This is a genomic window from Haloferax marinisediminis (assembly GCF_009674585.1).
In the GTDB taxonomy this organism is placed as follows: Archaea; Halobacteriota; Halobacteria; order Halobacteriales; family Haloferacaceae; genus Haloferax; species Haloferax marinisediminis.
This window is the reverse complement of record NZ_WKJP01000004.1, coordinates 84,559-102,783: the sequence shown is the minus strand read 5'-3', so window position 1 is coordinate 102,783 and position 18,225 is coordinate 84,559. Positions and strand designations below refer to the sequence as shown.

Sequence of the window (18,225 nt, the reverse complement as noted above, 5' to 3'; positions counted from 1 at the left end):
CGAACGCCACCGACATTGTTGGTGCAGTGGAGACGGACTACGTCTTCCACATTCGAACGATAGACGTGGTTTCGACCTCGCGTCGTCACTCCAACGAGACGGTTCCTGGTCCATCGATTCCGATTCCACCAGAGAGCTGGACCGCCTCTGGGTCTCGCGTGATTCCTTCTTTGGTGAACCGTCGAACCACTTTCGTGATAAACTCTCCTCGGAGGCGGTTGAAGTGGGGCCGTGAGGGTTCGTCCATCCAGACTCGTGCTCTCAACCCGACGTAGGTGTCTCCCAGTTCGTAGACGATGACACTTGGTGTCGGCTCTGTGAGGATTTTTGGGAACGAGTTTGCCTCCTCCATGATTACGTTGATTGCTCGATCGACGTGCTCGAAGCCGACGGCGAATTCGACCGAGATTCGAAGTTTGCCATACGCCACAGGGTTGGTAATCACTGTGTTCGCTAATTCTGAATTGGGGACTGCCACGAGTTCGTTGTCGAACGTTCGAACTCGCGTGATTCGGAGGTCGATTTGCTCGACTCGCCCGCGGTTGTCTTCCCACTCGATCCAGTCGCCGACCACGAAGAGTTTCTCGTTGATGATGTACAACCCGGCGAGGAGGTTAGCGATGAGGTCGTTCGCTGCGAGACCGACTGCGATGACCAGCGCACCACTCACGGCAGACATCGCAGTCAGAAATGAGCCGAACCCCGCTATAGCGAACGCGAGACCGAATGCGAGGACCGCACTCATGATTGTCCCGACGAGCCGACCGAGGCTGATAATCGAAGGGTCGAACTCCCGACGCCTCATCACCCGCATGATGTGTCGGACGATCCCGAAGCGAGCGATTGCATAGGTAATAATGAGTGTGAGAAAGAAGGCGATGATGTCCCGTATGAGGTTTGCTTCTTCACCTTCTATTAGTTCGGCCAGCCACCTGGCTAGTTCTTGGGAAACTGTGTCGGTTTGCAAGAGGAGCATCGGCTGGAGTGACAGCAATTCTGCCATACCACTGAAACGACGTCTATCCACAAAACTGATTGCTTGGCCTTCATATCTCCCTACTGACGTGGACACGTCGACGGATACTGGGCCAATAGATGACCGCTTCGTAGGCTCTGGTCCGCCGTACGCTCAACTGCGTTCGAGCGATTCCTCTGGGTTGTCTCTCTAACGTTCTCGATTGTCTGACACTCGAGATACCGATTTCCCTTCAGACTGCGTACGTGTTGGGTATGAGCCAAGCGAGCAGTGCCGCTGACCGGATTCGACGTATTTTCGAACATCTAGAACTCGGGTGGTGGGCATTCGCACTCGTCGTTGGGGCAATTATCGCGTTCGTTGGGTGGGTGTACCTCCCGTGGGTCGTCTTTGGGTTGTTCATCTACTACGTTGCACGCCCAATCGCAAAGCGACTGGAAGGGCGACTTCCGTCGAAGAATATCACTGCCGTCGTGACTCTGCTGCTCATCGTTCTCCCGATTGTTGGCATTCTCGGTGGTGCGATTCTCTTCACGATTGCCGAACTGAGTCGATTCCTCACGGCTGAAGTCGTCACGCGAATCACCGCAGCGCTCCCGTTTACCATCGACGCGTTGCCACAGGACCCAATCGAACTCCTTCGGCAAGTAGGCGAAGTGTTCAGTGGGGGTGCGATTCAGGGTGTGTTCGGGTCTCTCACGCAGACGGTTGGGTCTGTGGCCAATAGTCTGTTCAATGCATTCCTCTCGCTTCTCTTCGCGTTCTTCCTCCTCCGGGAGGACACCCGACTCGCCGATTGGTTCCACACGAATATCGCAGACGAGGACTCGGACGTTTCGCAGTACCTCTCTGCGGTCGACGAAGGACTGGAGTCTGTCTACTTTGGATACACGGTCACGATCTTCGTCGTCATCGTTCTCTCCGCAATCGTCTATCTCGCGTTCAATCTCATCGCCCCACCGGGCCTCGAAATACCGGCACCGATTCCCCTCGCCGTCATCACGGGTCTGTTCACCATCGTCCCGCTCGTCGGTCGGAGTATCGTCTACGCTGTCGTCACCGCGTATCTCGCCATTCTCGCACTGCAGTCGAACCCAGCGTACCTCTGGTTCCCACTGGTGTTCGTGGTCGTGATGGAACTGCCGTTCGATAATCTCATCCGAATATACGTTCGCCCGACCCTCTCGGGTCGACTGTTCCCGATGAGTCTCATCGTCTTCGCCTACCTCATCGGCCCACCGCTGTTTGGCTGGTACGGCATCTTCTTCGGGCCGTTCCTCATGGTGGTCGTCTTCTTGTTCCTCCAGTTGAAGTTCCCGAGAATGCTTCACCCTTCCACTGAGGACGCGCCGCTTCGGCCATTAGAACCGAGTGAACAGTGGCCTGTAGACGACGGACAGACGAGGCTCGACGACGTTCGAACGGACATCGACGAACCCACGGGAACGTCCGACTGAGCCCCGTCGATATCGGCCGCATCGGCGGAAAAGAGTCTCCGGAACACGGACGATACAGGGCCGTGTCGGAGCGTCGTGGGTGTGGATTCTATATACTTCGCTGTCATCTTTCTCTGTATGAGCGTTATCTTGGAGTTCTCAATCGCTGCCGAGGACTTCGGCCTCGGTGAGGTGTTGATGGGGCCGCCCACCATGCATCTCGAACTCGAACGGGTCGTCCCGACTGGGGGTATGGTTATGCCGTTCGTGTGGGTGACCGGTGACGACCAAGACCTGTTCGAACAAAGCGTTCGGAACAGTCCTCGGGTCAAAGAACTTCTCCTCCTCGATTCCATCGAGAATAGTCGACTCTATCGTATCGAGTGGAACGAGGAACCCACACACCTCATCGAAAGCATCGCAGCAGCGGATGCGACTGTGCTCGAGGCGCGGGGCAACGACGAGTGGTTCTTCCGCCTTCGGTTCTCGACTCACGACAAACTCTCCATGTTTCACGACGATGTCACGGGACAGAACATCCCACTCACCGTCGAACGGACGTTCACGCTCACGGACGAAGACGGACATGGCTACAGATTCGACCTCACGCACGAACAACGCGAAGCACTCGTTCTCGCCCTCACACGTGGCTATTTCGCGACACCGAGCGAGGTGAGTCTCGACGATTTGGCCGCCGAACTCGAAATCAGTAGACAAGCGCTGTCACATCGTATTCGTCTCGGCAACGAGAAAGTCCTCCGTAGCACGCTTCTGTCGTCGACGGCGGATTCAGAATGATCATCAATATTTAAATGGATTTACGAGTCAACCTGTAACCTCAACCCACAGGCTGACGTATTCCGTGTATGGCGCGTGAGACATTGGACCACGAGACGACGACGCGCACATCGAGGATCGATGACGTCTTCGAAGCTCTCTCCAACCCATATCGCCGCCAGTTACTTTTTGCTCTCGAAGAGAGGAACCGTACCCGTAACGGTTCTTTCGCTCCATTCGAGGTCTTCACCGAAGGCCGGGATGACGATGGTGATGGTGTTGACTCTACACAGATTGAGCTCGTTCACGTCCACCTCCCAAAACTCAGCAATCTGGGGTTCATCGACTGGAATCGAGAGACGAACGAAATCAGTACGGGTTCGGAGTGGAACGAGATTGAACCACTCCTTCAATTGCTACTGACTCATCGAGACGAACTGCCCGTTGGGTGACTGTAACGGGCTGGACGGACAGTTGTCGTCTAACGAGGCGTCGGTTTCGTTCGCTCGCGCCTCCCAAGAGTTCGTTGTAGCGCTCAGTCCGTGTTGTCCTCGCTTCTCCAGTGGTCGATGACCGACGCGATGGACTCTCCGGCGCGAATATCTCCGAGGTCTTCGTCTAGACCCGCGGCCTCCAGGAGTGACGTGACTCGCTCCCTCGCCTCGGCGATTCGAAGGTCGATTCCTTCGGAGTCGAGACTATTGTATAGCTCGTCGAGTATCTCGGAAACCATCCCGTTCTCGTGGGGAATGTGGCCGTGGAATTCTTGCTTAGACATACACTGTCTCTCCCCACATCCTCGGGGACAAGAGTCGATTCGTGCGATGTACCACCGTCGACCCCTTCGCCTGTGGCGTCGACTCTCACCGTCAGCGCTTGAATTGTGGTTGGAAGATACTATGTCCGTTTTTCACATCCGAGATAAGAATCCGATTCTTGAAACATTCAGCATAAAAGCCGCTATTCGTAGTTACCCAAAAATCCGTTCGGAGACGACGTGTTGGACACACTGTCCCCGGTTTGTGCCTCCGCGAAGGCGAGAGGCTTCTCTGGAGGGCTATTCTCTCGCCATTATCTGGTCCATTGCGGCTTCGTGGTGGGTGAATGGTTCACCACTGACGTCGACGGTCACTCGTGTGATGTCACCCGTGAATTCGAACGGGGTCTGGTCACGGTACTCGTCGGTGACTGCGTTGACGGCATCGCGGCCGCAACTCAGGCCAGCAGTCAGTCCCATCGTGTTGGGGATCGACGTCGGGATGTCGCCTTCTCCGACCTGTTCGTCACCGTAGTAGAGCCGGATGGTCGCGGGGGCGCCTTTCCCTTCACTCATATTGGGCTCACCAGTGGCATCGAACTCCATTCGGACCGAAATTTCTCCTTCCGGGATTGGCTTGTCGGCGATGACTTCGTACTCCTCGACACCCACGTAGTTGTGGACGTAGCGGAGGCGATTGTTCTTGACGTACAGCGAGTAGCCACCGGACCGCGCACCGTGGGCGAGGAGGACACCTTCGGCCCCACCCTCGGGGACTGTGATATCTGCCGTGATGCTGTGGTCGCGGTTGAGGACCCTGACGGCGGCGTTCTCTGGAATGTGCTGGGTTCCCGGATAGTAGACGTACCGGTCACGGGATTTGCCGGGCTGAGGCCGGGGTTCAGCGAGGCGCTGGATGCCGCGGCCGTCGAGTGGAAGGACGTTGTGCTTGCCAGCTTCTGTCCACCACAGCTGAGCGAGTTCGAGAATCTTTTCTGGGTTCTCTGCTGCCACGTCGTGCGCTTCGGAGAAGTCCTCACGGAGGTTGTACAGTTCCCACTCAGAGTCTTCGAGCGTCGTCGCCGAGAGGTCCTCAGCGGTCATGACCTTGCCGAGTGGCCACGGGTGGACGGCGCGCCAGCCATCGTGGTAGATGGCGCGAGTACCGAGCATCTCGAAGTACTGCGTGGTGTGCTGTTCGGGTGCGTCTGGTTCCTCCAAGGAGTAGGCGAAACTGATTCCTTCGATGGGCGACTGCGACACGCCCTTAATCTCGTCAGGTGCATCGATGCCGACCAATTCCAGAATGGTCGGTACGAGGTCGATTGCGTGGGTGAACTGACTTCGAATCTCGCCGCGGGCGTCGATACCCTCGGGCCACGAGACGACGAGTGGGTCGCTCGTGCCGCCGCGGTGGGTCTCGCGCTTCCAGCGCTGGAACGGCGTATCACCAGCCCACGTCCACCCCCACGGGTAGTGGTTGAAATACTTCGGGCCACCCAGCTCGTCCATCGCTTCGAGGTTCTCTTCGAGCGACTCTGGGACGTTGTTGAAGAAGCGGTTCTCGTTGACTGAACCGGTTGGTCCACCCTCGGCGCTCGCGCCGTTGTCCGAGACGAGCATGATGATCGTGTTGTCGAGTTCGCCGAGTTCTTCGAGGTAGTCGAGGACCTTTCCAATCTGGGCGTCGGTGTGTTCGAGGAACCCCGCGAACACTTCCATCATACGGGCGTACAGGCGCTGTTCGTCTTCTGAGAGTGAATCCCAGTGCGGAACGTCCGGGTTGTGCGGTGAGAGGTCCGTGTTCTCGGGGACGATGCCCATTTTCTTCTGTTGTTCGAGAATCATCTCGCGGGCTTCGTCCCAGCCCATGTCGAATTCTCCTGCGTATTTGTCTGCCCACTCTTTGGGCACCTGGTGCGGCGCGTGACACGCACCGGGACAGAAGTACGTGAAGAACGGTTTGTCGGGGTCGACCTGTTTAGCGTCACTGATGAACTCGATAGTGCGCTGGGCGAGATCTTCGGTGAGGTGGTACCCCTCATCTGGCGTCGCGGGTGGCTCGGCCTGATGGTTGTCGTGTACCAGTGTGGGTGTATACTGGTCGGTGTCGCCGCCGAGGAAGCCGTAGAAGCGTTCGAAGCCACGGCCAAGTGGCCACTGGTCGTACGGGCCGGCCGCACTACCTGCCTCGGCAGGTGTAAGGTGCCACTTCCCGAGGGCATACGTGCTGTAGCCCTGTTCGACGAGCATCTCGGAAACCATCCCGTTCTCGTGGGGAATGTGGCCGTTGTAGCCGGGGAACCCCGTCGAAATCTCGGTAATTCCAGCCATGGCGTTCGAGTGGTGGTTTCGCCCCGTCATGAGACACGACCGCGTCGGTGAACAGAGTGCAGTCGTGTGGAAGTTGTTGTACCGAAGACCGTTGTCTGCAATCCGGTCGATGTTCGGGGTGTCGATGAGCCCACCATAGCATCCTAATTGACCAAACCCGACGTCGTCGAGGACGACCATCATGACGTTCGGGGCATCTTCTGGAGCGCGTGTTTGTTCGGGCCACCAGGGTTCTGATTCGTCGTACGTGCGGCCGATGTGGCCGTGGAATTCTCGGTTAGACATTGATATGTTTCTCCACAGGTAGCCGAGAGTCAGTGCGAGCGAGGTGACTCCTCTCCCATATCACTGGACTAGGCGACTTCCACCACCAACTCTCTCGGCCGTGGGATGTCTGAGAAATCAACGGGTGGAACAATAACGATTTTTTACGCGATGGATGATTGTCCAGAAAATCTATAGTTTCTACCTCTCCCGAACTTCGGTTCGAGAGGTGAGTCTGTCCGTTCTTTCTCAGCGCTCTGCAGACTCCCCTTCCATTCTGCCGAGGAGTTCGTCGGATAGACCGGCCAGGTGTGCAGTCCCGAAGATTGCGACCAGCAGTCCACCGAGTGTGTTGTACATCAGGTCGAGGACGGTGTCGTCGAGTCCGTACTGGGTGAGAACCTCTTCTGCGCCGGCCAGCTGGGATACGACACCGATGTAGAACTCGAGGAGTTCCCACAGCACACCGAAGGCCATCACGAAGATGAGGAGATACGCGAACATGAACCTCGGCGGCATGTTGATGTACTCTGTGTACTCCATCAGCGCCCGTGTCACCGCGTACGCAGCACCTGCAACCAGCGACGACGACAGCGCGTGGGTCATGTGGTCCCACCACCAGACGGCCTTGTACGGGCTCAGGAAGTCGAGACCCGGGAGTGGGAGCGTCCCGAAGGCGTGCAGGAACATCGCGACGGATATCCAGAGGACGATCCCGATGTTCATGGTAAAGTCGTACCGGCGCTTGAGAATCCCCGGAAGGAAGGTGACGAAGAGTCCGACGCCAGCGTTGACGAACACACCGCTGTTTCCGTAGTACAACCCCAGCGCGAAGATGATGAGCATCAACACTTGGAGGATGCGGACGAGTATTCGCTCTACTCGTCCAGTCTTCTTCACCTGCTTTTCGGCAATCATGCTGCCACCTCCGCGTCAGGCATCGCTTCGAGATTCGCCTTGAGTTGTCTTCTGAAGTACCAGCGGAAGAGGAGTCCACCCAGTACGCCTGCAATCGCTGCTGCGGTGAAGATGATCATGAGTTGCTCGTTGGTCTCGACGAACGCCGTTCCAAGATACTGGGCAGAGATTGCAGAACCCACTGCCCAGAACCCCGCGAACGCCAACGTCGCCAACATGACGAAGAAGATCGCGAACCTGGGTGTCATCCGAACTGTCGTCGTCATCTGGAGTGCGACGACGACGAGCATCGAGAGGGTGGCGATGCTGAGGCCGATGACGACATCTGTGAAGAACGCTGGTCGCCCGACGCCGAGCACTAACGGGAGCGATGCAAGGAGCAACAGCGGCCACGAAACTGTTCGTGTCCACGATTTGGTGACCGCTGCAGGTGTGATGGCGACGAGCGCCGCGACTGCTGCAATCGCCATGACGACGAGCAGGCCGGCGAGGAAGCCGATGACTGCGATGATGGCGAGGATAGCAGTAATCACCCACGCGATTGCTGCATTGATCTTCTCGTCACGAACGAACCACTCTTCGGGTAACTGTTGACTCATGATTTCCCTCCATGGATGTGAATCGGTGTACCCGACGAACATCGTCCGGAATGCGCTAGAAATCGTTCTACATTCAAATAAAGATTGGCGCATAAATTGGGCTTTCTCTGTGTCTAGTCGTTCAGAAAACACAGACTGTATGGTTTTGAGTAACGCATATTTATTCTCTGCCAGACTGTTATATCGATTGACAACTGAACGCGCGAGAGGACGTGTGTTCCGACACATCGAGCGCACTGATTGGTCTCCATGAGAGTGTGCTCGCCTCTAGGTTCCGAGACCAAGTGAGTCTGGAGTGGGCTGCTCGTCCACCACTCAGTATGCAACGTGAACGACGATGATGACAGCAGAGAGAAAGCGGATAAACCGAGTACCGAGAAGTCGGAGACTCCCACCCGGCACCGTGGGTGTACTCCGTCGGAAGCGACTGCACGTTTCTCCGTCCATCGATGGGCGTCCGACTGCAGACCAACACGTGTCATGGAGGAGAGAGCATGCACGGTAGCCGACTCTCTCGCAGATTACTCATCGGCATGGTGATGGTCCTAGTCGTCCTCGCGACGATTCCCGGACTGGCCAGTGCCAAGACGGAGGTTGGTCCGACCGTCGTTGTCGAGCGTGGTGAGACACTCGCTGACGACCTGACGACGGCTGCTGGGACGGTCATCGTTCTCGGAACCGTTGACGGGGATGTGACCGCACTCGCAGGCGATGTGGTCGTCTCAGGCGAGGTCACCGGTGACGTAACTGCCGTGGCGGGTCGAGTCGAGGTGACTGGACAGGTCGGTGGGAAAGTCACAGCGTTTGGCGGAGTAACGACGATCGAAGGGACTGTTGGTGACGGCATCGACTCAGTCGGTGGGGCATTGAGTGTCTCAGGTGAGGTTGCGGGAACGGTCGATGCCATTGGCGTCTTAGTCACTATCGAAGAGGGTGCAACGGTCGACGGTCGACTGAAAACGACAGCAGTCAGAACGAACGTCAATGGGACTGTTCTCGGCGAGGCGGGAACGACGACGAACCAATCAGTCGCGAGAACGGCTGATGTGCTACCACTCTCGCACGCTGCGTCAGATTCATCACCCGGCTCAGTTGCGTCGTTCCTCGACTGGAACACTCCCGTGAGAACACCGACAGTGCTGGTGTCGACGATTGCGCCAGTTCCAGTTCAGATACTGCCGTTTAATATCTCGTTCCTCGATGCGTACGGCTTCTTCGTCAACCTGCTCCTCGGCGTCGTGCTCGTTGGACTCCTTCCTCGATTCTCGAGCACTGTCGCGTCCCAGGTCGTCCGTGACCCAGTTCGAACTGCTGGGTTCGGACTCGCGACCGTTATCGTTGCACCGATTGCCCTCGTGCTCCTCGGGCTCAGTCTCTTCGGCCTCCCCTTAGCGCTCGCCGGTGGTGCGCTCTTCCTCGTGCTCTGGTGGGTTGGTGCAATCTACGGTCGGTTCGCTGTTGGTGTCTGGCTTCTCGAAGCTGTTCCCCGAGTACTCGCGTACGCAGATATCGAACGTGAGCCACTCGAGAACCGATGGGTGAGTCTCATCGTTGGTGTACTCGTGGTTGGACTGCTCGTTGCACTTCCTGCTATCGGCCCAGTCGTCGATACTGGTGTTGCTGTTCTCGGTACCGGCGCACTCGCTCAACTCGTCTACCGTGCATACGTCCGAACTGAACGGGGCGTGTACGAGGACACAGACGCATCTGAATCACTCGCAGACGACTGATGCGATAGCACTCTTACGGTTGGGTCTGGGTGAAACTTATCGTCCTACGTATTATACAATTGACGTGGAAGCTCACGAATAGTCGGTCTTCTCAGACCACACGTGAGGGCATTCCTGCCCACGACAGCACCAAAGACTTCACAATGACCAACGAATCCGAACAACAGAGAGAGGACGCACCAACTGACCCACCTCACGAGGATATGGTCTGGATTCCGGGTGGCACGTACACCATGGGGTCTGACGAGTTCTATCCAGAGGAGGGTCCGCCGCACACGGTCTCTGTCGATGGGTTCTGGATGGATACACATCACGTCACGAACGCGGAGTTTGCAGCGTTCGTCGACGACACCGGATACACGACGTTCGCTGAACGGCCACCGAACCCAGACGACTACCCCGGTGTGGACCCTGACAACCTCGTCGCCGGTTCGGCCGTATTTTCGTCACCGAACCACCCGGTCGATACGAGAGAGCCGAGTAACTGGTGGTCGTACGTCCCCGGTGCTGACTGGCGGCATCCACTCGGCCCCGACAGCACCATCGATGGCAAGGACGACCACCCTGTTGTCCACGTCACCTACGAAGATGCTGTCGCCTACGCGGAGTGGGCCGGAAAGACGCTCCCGACGGAGGCACAGTGGGAGCGCGCCGCACGAGGCGGGTTGGAAGGAAAGCGGTTCGTCTGGGGCGACGAACACGTCGTCGACGGCAAACTGATGGCGAACACGTGGCAAGGGCAGTTCCCGTACCAAAACGAGGCGCTCGATGGGTACGAGCGGACCTCACCAGTTGGTGCGTTCCCACCGAACGAGTACGGGCTGTACGATATGGCGGGGAACGCGTGGCAGTGGACACGTGACTGGTACAGCGACGACCCTGAGGCAGGTTCGTCTGACTCTCCATCGTGTTGTACCCCGACGAACCCACGGGGGGTCACAGAAGAACAGAGTCTCCATCCACAAGACCCGACGAGGATTCCGCGGAAAGTACTCAAAGGTGGGTCGCATCTCTGTGCGCCGAACTACTGCTTCCGATACCGGCCGGCGGCACGCTACCCAGAGCCAATCGACACCTCGACGAACCACGTGAGCTTTCGATGCATCGTCGAGTCAGCCTAGCCCCGGTATGATCCAGAGATGGTGACCCCGCCGGTCGTATTGGCCAGTGAGGTAGATGCTGGCTATCCCATCGCTGCGGGAGTATTCGCGCTCGGACTTGCTGCGGTACATCTCGCATCGGGACGCTTGGACTTCGCCCATCGAGGACGTCGTCGTCAGTTCTTATCTGCTGGTGGTGGGGCGTCCGTCGCGTACGTCTTCGTGTTGATGCTTCCGGAAGTTGCTGAAGCGGCTGCGACGGTCAGCGAAGCACGAGGAGGTGGATTGTTCCCCGAACAACTCGTGTTCATCGTCGCGCTCACTGGATTCGTGCTGTACTACGGTATCGAGGTTTTCGTCACACAACGGTGGGGAGAAGACGTCGAAGAGTCGAAATCCGTCTACCGCGTGCACTTGGTCTCGTTCATGGTGTACAGTGGTATCATCGGGTACCTGCTGTTTCATCAGGAAGTAGAAACGCTGCCGAACCTCTTCTTCTACGCAGTCGCGATGGCTCTCCACTTTGGTGTCACTGACTATGGCTTTCACCGTCACTACGGTGCCATCTACGATACTCGTGGAAGGATAGTGCTCGCGGTGGGAACCCTCGTTGGTGCAGCGATTGGGGCCGTAACGGAGATTGGCGAGTACCAGCTCTCCATCGTGTTCGCGTTCGTCGCGGGTGCGATCGTGTTCAACGTACTCAAAGAAGAACTCCCCGACCTCACAGAGAGTCGGTTCGTCTCGTTCGTACTGGGTACGCTCGCGTTTGTAACCCTCGCGTTGCTCACGTGAACGGCCTCGTACTGTACTCACACGAGTGTCTCCGATTCTGTTATTGACTCCTCTCTTCTGGCGAGTTTCGTTGCGTGGTCGGTGCACCGATTTCCGTCCGTGGACCGTTCCACTCGGTACCGACGACGGTCCGTTCTGGGATGGAGACCTCGGTGGTGGGTTTTCGGGTGAGCAACTTCTCGAGGAGGGTCAGGTCGTTTGGGTTCTCCTTCTCGATACGGTGATATTCGATGGACACAGCGTCACCGTCGGCAGCGACCACGAAGTAGTTGAGGCGGAACGACGAGTAGAATACTCTCGGGAGAATCCCAAATAAGACTGTTTTCTGATGCAGTCGCTTCAGCCACGTTCCTGTGTTGACGACGGCTCGGTCATCGACTTCCGTGAGTGAGGGGCGGTGGGTGTGACCGTAGATGAATACCGCAACGTTGGGGTTGTCTTCGAACACCGCTCGTGCGCCAACGACGTACGAATCTGCTATCTCTTGTGGTTTCTCGCCCTCGATGAGGCCGAACCGTTTGAGGGTCTTTCGGATATCTCCCACGAGGAAGAACGCTGGAACTGACACGAGGATGAGAAGGATGATGACGAGGATGTTGATAAATAGGATTAGATCGATAATCGTCCCGACGATTCCAAAACTCTGAAGAAACCGTTCGAGTGCGAGGAACGGATACGTCCAGACCCCTGTCGCGAAGAGGATGACCGAAAGGAGGACGAAGAAACTGAAGTTGAACAGCAAGAGGAACGGGAGTGCTGCGTATCTGAGGAGTGGACTCATCTCACGGTAGAAGTACTTCGATAGCATCCAATCGGGAATCTCGGTCATCGGCGTCACCGATTGGATATCTTTGAGCCAGTTGAATCTCCCCCGTGCCGAGAGTTTTCCCGCTCGACTCGTGATGTGTTGATTCACGAAGTAGCCCGGTGGGTTCGCGTATGGGTTCCCAAACTCTGGGCTCTCGTTGTTCGGGTCCCGTTGTTGTCCGTGTTCTATCCAGATGAGGCGTTCACCGACGTTGCGCATGATAACGACTTCCTGTTCGAGCGTGACGTTGTACTCGGCCAGACGGTCGACGTACGCTGGATAACACGCGAGTTCGTAATCGTGATTTCCGGGGATGAACGTGATTGGAATCCGCTCACCGGTTGCTCTGAGTTGTTCGAAGATGTCGGGGTACCGGTCGACGAGTGCGTCGAATTTTTCCATCCCTTCGAGGTCGGTGTACTCCCACAACCCGAACGCGTCGCCATTGACGATGAGCTCTGCGTTCTCGTCGCCTCTTTCGAGGTTGCGAAGAAACGAGACGAGTTCGTCTTTGAACTCGACGTGTTGGAGTTGCTCGTCCCCACCGATGTGGAGGTCGCTAATGAAATAGTACCGTGTTCCGTCTCGTCGAGTTGTGTGTGAGGGCATACTGACTGGCTGTGTATTCTTTTCGTCTCTGGGCGTTCTAGCGGGACCGAAGGGAGTTGTTCTTACATAGATTAGTCATCTGTACATATGATTTGATACGGTACGTTGGCAGGTCGTTCGAGCGAACCAACTCACGTGGTGGCAGTACAACTCGCGAAGGCAAGATCGCATCGCGTACCGGATAGTGCCGTATCGTCAGACAATCTATAATTACTGATGTATGGGTGTAATGGACAATCCTGCACTCTGATAACTGTGAACTGGCTGCCAAGATATGATAATTATTTTGAGTAGATAGAAGTAGTATCTACTATCGATACTACTAATATTGCCACAAATCACTCCCCCGTAACTACTGTACCAGTATCCGATTAATCGTGAAACTATCTCAGTACTCTTCTATACTATATTGTGAAGTATTTGCAATTATTTTGTATTTTCGGGGAGGGTCGTTTTCTGTTGCTATAGGTTCAAATAAAGTGAATAACTGGCAATTCAGTTTCCTCTAAAACTGCATTTATATTGGGGGATATATACAATTTTAGTAGTTCTTTGGATATTCTCACTTCGATGAATCGCCATTGGATGGAGCAGCACACTCTCGAATTGAACTGACATACTTATCAGCTAATTATAATATCCATGTATTCGGTAGTTAGGTCACTAGCGTTCCTAACTGCTTCTTCTCGGCGAGACATATCTCCCAACACTCGACAGAAACACCCACCTGTTCGGCCACCACGAAACAGAGACTCATAGAGGAGCAAGGATGACCACTGCGACTCGAATCGTGGGGTCGATGTCTCACCTCTCTCGGTGGATGACAATTGGGATGCTATTTGATGCTCCTTTGTGGTGAATATCCAGTATGAGCACCTACGTGGATTCGCGCGTCGGTACCCGCAAGGGACGGTCGTTTCCAGCGTACGGCCCAATCGATTCCATTCTCGGGTTCGTCGTGTTCTACATCTTCGTAGAGCGAGCGACGCCAACCATCGTGGCGGTGTTTTCGACGGCGATTCCAGGGTTGTCAGCGTCGGCTATCGGGTTCGGAATTGCAGCGTTGCTGTGGTTCATCTTTGTGGTGACTATCTTGGACCAACTACGACGACAGCTCGCGGCGCTCGGTGTCGGGTCTCGTGGGGATGTCGAGCGAAGTACTCGGGAAGGCGGTACCCCATCTGGAACGTTGGTACTGCTGTACGTCGGTGCCGTGGTACTCGGGGGTGCCATCGCAGCGTGGTCGTTCGAACGTGCTGTAGACGCCGGAATCATGATGATTCAGATAGTTGGCACCCTCGACATCACGAGGTTTGACCTTCTCGCATTCGTCGTGATGATTGTCTTTTTCGTCTCGTTTGGTGCAGCGACTCGCGCACTCGACCGGCTGGTCATCGGGGGTTTCAGGGCGGTGCTGACTTCGTAATTGATGAGCGGTGAACGCGGTATGGTGAGCCAGTATTCGAGGTGGGCCTGCGAGTTTCTGAAATAATTCTCACGCTTGACGTGATAGTCAGCAATAGTGCATCTATATGGTATCAACGATAGTATGGATTGTGAGAATGCTCCCGTCAGTATTCTCCCAAAGATAGGGTAACTAATGAAGAAAACCACTCGCTGTGTCGGAGGCAAAACGAACGATGGAACGATGAGTGATGACGGGCAAATCATCGACGCTCTCGTCGGCTCAGCGATAGAACTCGGAATCGATCCAGACAGAACGTCAGCACTTCTCTACGACGTCCTCGACGTGGAGGCATTGGTGACGCTCGTCAACGAGGACGATGAAAGCCAAACGAACGCTCATCTTCAGATATCATTCAATATCTGGGGAATCCACTTCCTCGTGACGTCGCGAGAAGTGATTGCGACCCAACTCAGCTAAGTGTTGGGTCTCCATGGTGGTCTGAATAGGGAGGGCACACCCACCGACGGCGCATTTTTCATATCGACTCAGGAGGGAGACACGTTCGGACGCGGCTCTCTCGGAGATACTGTACTGTCACTCCATCTCTGGATGCTTTCCGTCGATTTTCAGCATCTCTTCGATTTCGAAGTCACCGGGGTGTTCGTCGAAGCGACTTGGCTTCCACTCGGGATACTCGCTTTCACCATCGCAGATGATGTCTGCCACTGCACGTCCGACTGCTGGTGACCGCATGAACCCGTGGCCTTGCAACCCTGCTGCGACGAGGAGACCGTCTGGACCGGTGTCACCTCCGGGTTCGTACGTAGGTTGTCCCACGAGCGGGCGGCCATCTGGAGTGGCGGTGCACAGTCCCGCCCACGCGTTTTGGATTCCTACGTCGTCTACGGGTAATCGTTGCTCGACGACGTCGCTCGTCTCCACGAGGAACTCGAAGTCAGCAGTCTGGGTGTACCCATCTGGGTCCGACTCGACTTCTTCTGTCCCATCTCCAACGAGGAGGCCACCGCTCTGTTCCGACCGGAAGTAGACGCCCTCGTGTGCGTCGTAGACAGTCCCGATTTCGAAATCTACGGGAGTCGTGACGAGCGCCTGTGCGCGGTATGGTTTCACTGGTAACTCGACGTCTGCCAACGCCGCAACGTGGTGTGACCACGGCCCTGCAGCGATGACGACGACGTCGGTTCGAATCGTTCCCGACTCAGTTTCGACAGTCGGAGTCGAAGAGACGTCGATGTCGGTTACCATGGTTCCCGGTCTGTAGTCGACACCACACTCCTGTGCCGCAGCCAGGAGCGTCGTCGTGAACGTGTGTGGATCCGCATACCCATCTTCGGATGCGTACGTTCCCACAGTCACGCCGTCGAGAGACAAGGTCGGATAGATGTCCCGAATCTCTGCTGGTTCGACGAGTCGAACGTCTGCACCTTCGCGCCGCTGCATCGCCACTTCTCGTTCGAAGGCTGGGCGCTCTCTTTCGGTCCCTGTTCGGAGAAACCCGACCTCGTGGTACGTGAAATGGTTGTCTTCCTCAGAAAGGTCCCGGAAGAAGTCGATACTGTAGCCCATCGCGCGGACGTCTGCTGGTTCGTGGAGTTGTCGGAACACGAGGCCGCCCGCCTTTCCAGTCGTTTCACCTGCGACGTGACCTTTGTCCACAACCGATACGTCGATTCCTTGCCCTGTGAGGTGGTACGCGGCGCTCACACCAATCGCACCTGCCCCGATTATCGTCACGTGTGTCATGAGTGCCCTTGCCAACCTGCTGTCTAGGGATTGTCGTATATTTTCACACACTATTTAGTATTGCCGTCTGCGCTCTCGGAGTCCAGAAAATCATCACGACAGCCTTCGAGCACTCCATCTACGTCGGCGATCACAGTGCTATTGGAAACACCGCTCATATCGTGAAATGAGGATGTCATTTAACGTCTTAGAAGGCGAACCTCACTCCTATGGCACTGGATGTCGAGAGCCCAAACCACCCCGACCTGACGAATCAGGGGACTCCAAGCGAATTAGCAGCAAGCGAAGTAATCGGAAGCGAGAGTGACCTCCGCCGAGAAGAGTTAGAGCGATTCTTAGGGGATGGTGCGTGGAACGAAGCGTTCGAAGAGTGGGCGGAGTACACGGACCTCTCGCAAACGGAGTACGAGGCGATTCTCGAACGGGGATTGGTCGAGCAGATCGATTTCTTCTGGGACCCTGTCGAGACGAGACTCCGGTTCGTAATCCCACCAGTCCCAGACGAGTGGCCAGATGGGAGAGATATCTCCTCGAAGGTCAGGACTGAGTTGACTGACCTCGGTCAGGCAGTTATCGAGATGCTCGAAGACGGATACGTAGACTGGGAGGACAAAGACCGTTCGGAGAAAGTGTGGTCCGAAGAGAAATCGAGTGAAGAGCCAGTGTTCGACCAGTAGTCGTTGCGTTAGTTTCGGGCCGCGCGTGCCTGGTCCTCTTCGTACACGTCGAGAAGTTCCTGATACCGATTTCGGATGGTGACTGTACTGACGTCGGCGACGTCGCTGACCTCGTCTTGAGTCAGGTTTTTGTCGGCGAGTCTTCCTGCAGCGTAGATGGCGGCGGCAGCGAGACCGATGGGGCTCTTGCCGGTGAACGCCCCAGTCCCTTCGGCGACTTTGAGCATGTCGCGAGCGAGACGTTCAGTCTCCGAGTCGATGTCGAGCTCCGAAGCGAGACGTCCCACGTATTGCTGTGGACTCGCGGGCATGACGGCCAGTCCGAGTTCTCGGACGATATACCGGTACGCCCGCTTGAATTCGATTTCGTCGACTCGACTCACAGCGTCCACTTCGAGAATGCTCCGGGGAGTCTTCATCTGCCGTGCGGCCGCATACAGCGATGCGGTGGCAATCCCTTCGATAGTCCGGCCGGGAAGGAGGTTCGATTCGAGGGCACGACGGTAGATGACACTCGCAGTCTCTCGAACCTCGTCTGAGAGTCCGAGCGCACTTCCCATGCGGTCGATCTCCCCGAGTGCCTGTTTGAGATTGCGCTCTTTGTGGTCGCGTGTTCGGAACCGTTCGTCCCACGTGCGGAGTCGCTGAATCTGTTGTCGCTGGCGACTGCTCAACGCGTTCCCGTAGCTATCGCGGTTCTCCCACCCAATGTGGCTCGACAGCCCTTTGTCGTGGAGGAGTTTGGTCGTCGGTGCACCTACCCGACTCTTGTCTCCTTCCTCTGATGCATCGTAGGCCCGCCATTCGGGTCCTCTGTCGATGTGGTTCTCGTCGACGACGAGGCCACAGGTGGCACAGGTCGTTTCAGCGTGCTCCGCGTCTGTCGTGAGATGCCCGCCACATTCTGGGCACTCGGTGTGTTCTTTCCGGTTGACCTCTTTTTCGGTGATGGTCTGTCTGAACTGCTCTCTCTCGGTGTTGATTTCTGCTGAACTCATGATACGAATAAGGTGTTCTCCCGGTGGTTTCGATACCTTCCGGGCCAACTACGCTTACCATGGGTAAGGGTTACAAATATATAAACCAACCGCATAGCTTATATACTAGATTCACTTCAAACACCTATTTTGATCGTTCACTCGACCAAACACACATCGACTATCGCCCTCGAAGAAATATAGTGCACAGCCTTGCTGAGTCACTCTGTTAGCGGTGGTCGTCGAGGACTACCTGACTCCGTGCAGGCTGTGTGCTACCCGCACATCTGTGCTCT

17 protein-coding genes are annotated in these 18,225 nt (G+C 56.2%); 9 read left to right on the top strand and 8 right to left on the bottom strand.

Features of this window, described 5'->3' with window-relative positions; genetic code table 11:
- Positions 1-85: 85 nt before the first annotated feature.
- Positions 86-1,003: a mechanosensitive ion channel family protein gene (locus tag GJR98_RS15085; protein ID WP_151139558.1), complete on the bottom strand. Its 918-nt coding sequence runs from the start codon at positions 1,001-1,003 to the stop codon at positions 86-88.
- A gap of 227 nt (positions 1,004-1,230) precedes the next feature.
- On the opposite strand from GJR98_RS15085, the gene GJR98_RS15080 reads away from it, so the two are divergent.
- From GJR98_RS15080 to GJR98_RS15070, 3 genes are all read left to right on the top strand, one after another.
- Positions 1,231-2,433, top strand: coding sequence for an AI-2E family transporter (locus GJR98_RS15080; RefSeq protein WP_151139557.1), 1,203 nt, complete (start codon positions 1,231-1,233; stop codon positions 2,431-2,433).
- A 117-nt stretch (positions 2,434-2,550) separates the two neighbouring features.
- Positions 2,551-3,210, top strand: coding sequence for a helix-turn-helix domain-containing protein (locus tag GJR98_RS15075; protein WP_151139556.1), 660 nt, complete (start codon positions 2,551-2,553; stop codon positions 3,208-3,210).
- A 68-nt stretch (positions 3,211-3,278) separates the two neighbouring features.
- Positions 3,279-3,641: a DUF7344 domain-containing protein gene (locus tag GJR98_RS15070; RefSeq protein ID WP_151139555.1), complete on the top strand. Its 363-nt coding sequence runs from the start codon at positions 3,279-3,281 to the stop codon at positions 3,639-3,641.
- 83 nt (positions 3,642-3,724) lie between these two features.
- Here the strand turns inward: GJR98_RS15070 and GJR98_RS15065 are convergent, their stop codons facing one another.
- The 4 genes from GJR98_RS15065 to GJR98_RS15050 form a co-directional block, all read right to left on the bottom strand.
- A complete protein-coding gene (locus GJR98_RS15065) occupies positions 3,725-3,967 on the bottom strand; it encodes a hypothetical protein (RefSeq protein WP_151139554.1) in 243 nt (80 codons plus the stop codon).
- A 279-nt stretch (positions 3,968-4,246) separates the two neighbouring features.
- Positions 4,247-6,565 (bottom strand): arylsulfatase, encoded by a 2,319-nt coding sequence (locus tag GJR98_RS15060; protein WP_151139553.1) that lies wholly within the window; start codon positions 6,563-6,565, stop codon positions 4,247-4,249.
- Between the two features lie 228 nt (positions 6,566-6,793).
- A complete protein-coding gene (locus GJR98_RS15055) occupies positions 6,794-7,462 on the bottom strand; it encodes a hypothetical protein (protein WP_151139552.1) in 669 nt (222 codons plus the stop codon).
- Complete coding sequence (locus GJR98_RS15050) at positions 7,459-8,061, bottom strand: hypothetical protein (protein WP_154269862.1); 603 nt, start codon at positions 8,059-8,061, stop codon at positions 7,459-7,461. The genes GJR98_RS15055 and GJR98_RS15050 overlap by 4 nt, the downstream gene beginning before the upstream one ends.
- 494 nt (positions 8,062-8,555) lie before the next feature.
- Here GJR98_RS15050 and GJR98_RS15045 point away from each other — a divergent pair, with 494 nt between their 5' ends.
- The 3 genes from GJR98_RS15045 to GJR98_RS15035 all read left to right on the top strand — a co-directional run bounded on the left by GJR98_RS15045 (position 8,556) and on the right by GJR98_RS15035 (position 11,686).
- Positions 8,556-9,791: a bactofilin family protein gene (locus GJR98_RS15045; protein ID WP_151139551.1), complete on the top strand. Its 1,236-nt coding sequence runs from the start codon at positions 8,556-8,558 to the stop codon at positions 9,789-9,791.
- A 143-nt stretch (positions 9,792-9,934) separates the two neighbouring features.
- A complete protein-coding gene (locus tag GJR98_RS15040) occupies positions 9,935-10,912 on the top strand; it encodes a formylglycine-generating enzyme family protein (RefSeq protein WP_151139550.1) in 978 nt (325 codons plus the stop codon).
- Positions 10,913-10,930: 18 nt separating this feature from the next.
- Positions 10,931-11,686 (top strand): hypothetical protein, encoded by a 756-nt coding sequence (locus tag GJR98_RS15035; RefSeq protein WP_225316433.1) that lies wholly within the window; start codon positions 10,931-10,933, stop codon positions 11,684-11,686.
- A gap of 40 nt (positions 11,687-11,726) precedes the next feature.
- Here the strand turns inward: GJR98_RS15035 and GJR98_RS15030 are convergent, their stop codons facing one another.
- A complete protein-coding gene (locus tag GJR98_RS15030; RefSeq protein WP_151139549.1) occupies positions 11,727-13,103 on the bottom strand; it encodes a metallophosphoesterase in 1,377 nt (458 codons plus the stop codon).
- 868 nt (positions 13,104-13,971) lie between these two features.
- Here GJR98_RS15030 and GJR98_RS15025 point away from each other — a divergent pair.
- Both GJR98_RS15025 and GJR98_RS15020 read left to right on the top strand, forming a co-directional pair.
- Positions 13,972-14,529 carry a hypothetical protein gene (locus tag GJR98_RS15025; protein ID WP_151139548.1) on the top strand — a complete coding sequence of 186 codons (558 nt, stop codon included), beginning with the start codon at positions 13,972-13,974 and terminating at the stop codon, positions 14,527-14,529.
- Positions 14,530-14,751: 222 nt separating this feature from the next.
- The gene (locus GJR98_RS15020; protein WP_151139547.1) at positions 14,752-14,988 is read left to right on the top strand and encodes a HalOD1 output domain-containing protein; all 237 of its coding nucleotides are present in this window, start codon (positions 14,752-14,754) and stop codon (positions 14,986-14,988) included.
- A 117-nt stretch (positions 14,989-15,105) separates the two neighbouring features.
- Here GJR98_RS15020 and GJR98_RS15015 read toward each other — a convergent pair whose 3' ends face one another.
- A complete protein-coding gene (locus GJR98_RS15015) occupies positions 15,106-16,275 on the bottom strand; it encodes an NAD(P)/FAD-dependent oxidoreductase (RefSeq protein WP_151139546.1) in 1,170 nt (389 codons plus the stop codon).
- Positions 16,276-16,484: 209 nt separating this feature from the next.
- On the opposite strand from GJR98_RS15015, the gene GJR98_RS15010 reads away from it, so the two are divergent.
- Positions 16,485-16,952 (top strand): hypothetical protein, encoded by a 468-nt coding sequence (locus GJR98_RS15010; protein ID WP_151139545.1) that lies wholly within the window; start codon positions 16,485-16,487, stop codon positions 16,950-16,952.
- An 8-nt stretch (positions 16,953-16,960) separates the two neighbouring features.
- Here the strand turns inward: GJR98_RS15010 and GJR98_RS15005 are convergent, their stop codons facing one another.
- Entirely contained in the window at positions 16,961-17,950 is a 990-nt protein-coding gene (locus GJR98_RS15005; RefSeq protein ID WP_151139544.1) for a transcription initiation factor IIB, read from the bottom strand.
- Between the last annotated feature and the right edge of the window lie 275 nt (positions 17,951-18,225).

What these genes read in the sequence shown, in the direction of transcription:
- GJR98_RS15085 (WP_151139558.1), bottom strand. Translation starts at nt 1,003, where the DNA reads ATGGCAGAATTGCTGTCACTCCAGCCGATGCTCCTCTTGCAAACCGAC.
- GJR98_RS15080 (WP_151139557.1), top strand. Translation starts at nt 1,231, where the DNA reads ATGAGCCAAGCGAGCAGTGCCGCTGACCGGATTCGACGTATTTTCGAA.
- GJR98_RS15075 (WP_151139556.1), top strand. Translation starts at nt 2,551, where the DNA reads ATGAGCGTTATCTTGGAGTTCTCAATCGCTGCCGAGGACTTCGGCCTC.
- GJR98_RS15070 (WP_151139555.1), top strand. Translation starts at nt 3,279, where the DNA reads ATGGCGCGTGAGACATTGGACCACGAGACGACGACGCGCACATCGAGG.
- GJR98_RS15065 (WP_151139554.1), bottom strand. Translation starts at nt 3,967, where the DNA reads ATGTCTAAGCAAGAATTCCACGGCCACATTCCCCACGAGAACGGGATG.
- GJR98_RS15060 (WP_151139553.1), bottom strand. Translation starts at nt 6,565, where the DNA reads ATGTCTAACCGAGAATTCCACGGCCACATCGGCCGCACGTACGACGAA.
- GJR98_RS15055 (WP_151139552.1), bottom strand. Translation starts at nt 7,462, where the DNA reads ATGATTGCCGAAAAGCAGGTGAAGAAGACTGGACGAGTAGAGCGAATA.
- GJR98_RS15050 (WP_154269862.1), bottom strand. Translation starts at nt 8,061, where the DNA reads ATGAGTCAACAGTTACCCGAAGAGTGGTTCGTTCGTGACGAGAAGATC.
- GJR98_RS15045 (WP_151139551.1), top strand. Translation starts at nt 8,556, where the DNA reads ATGCACGGTAGCCGACTCTCTCGCAGATTACTCATCGGCATGGTGATG.
- GJR98_RS15040 (WP_151139550.1), top strand. Translation starts at nt 9,935, where the DNA reads ATGACCAACGAATCCGAACAACAGAGAGAGGACGCACCAACTGACCCA.
- GJR98_RS15035 (WP_225316433.1), top strand. Translation starts at nt 10,931, where the DNA reads ATGGTGACCCCGCCGGTCGTATTGGCCAGTGAGGTAGATGCTGGCTAT.
- GJR98_RS15030 (WP_151139549.1), bottom strand. Translation starts at nt 13,103, where the DNA reads ATGCCCTCACACACAACTCGACGAGACGGAACACGGTACTATTTCATT.
- GJR98_RS15025 (WP_151139548.1), top strand. Translation starts at nt 13,972, where the DNA reads ATGAGCACCTACGTGGATTCGCGCGTCGGTACCCGCAAGGGACGGTCG.
- GJR98_RS15020 (WP_151139547.1), top strand. Translation starts at nt 14,752, where the DNA reads ATGAGTGATGACGGGCAAATCATCGACGCTCTCGTCGGCTCAGCGATA.
- GJR98_RS15015 (WP_151139546.1), bottom strand. Translation starts at nt 16,275, where the DNA reads ATGACACACGTGACGATAATCGGGGCAGGTGCGATTGGTGTGAGCGCC.
- GJR98_RS15010 (WP_151139545.1), top strand. Translation starts at nt 16,485, where the DNA reads ATGGCACTGGATGTCGAGAGCCCAAACCACCCCGACCTGACGAATCAG.
- GJR98_RS15005 (WP_151139544.1), bottom strand. Translation starts at nt 17,950, where the DNA reads ATGAGTTCAGCAGAAATCAACACCGAGAGAGAGCAGTTCAGACAGACC.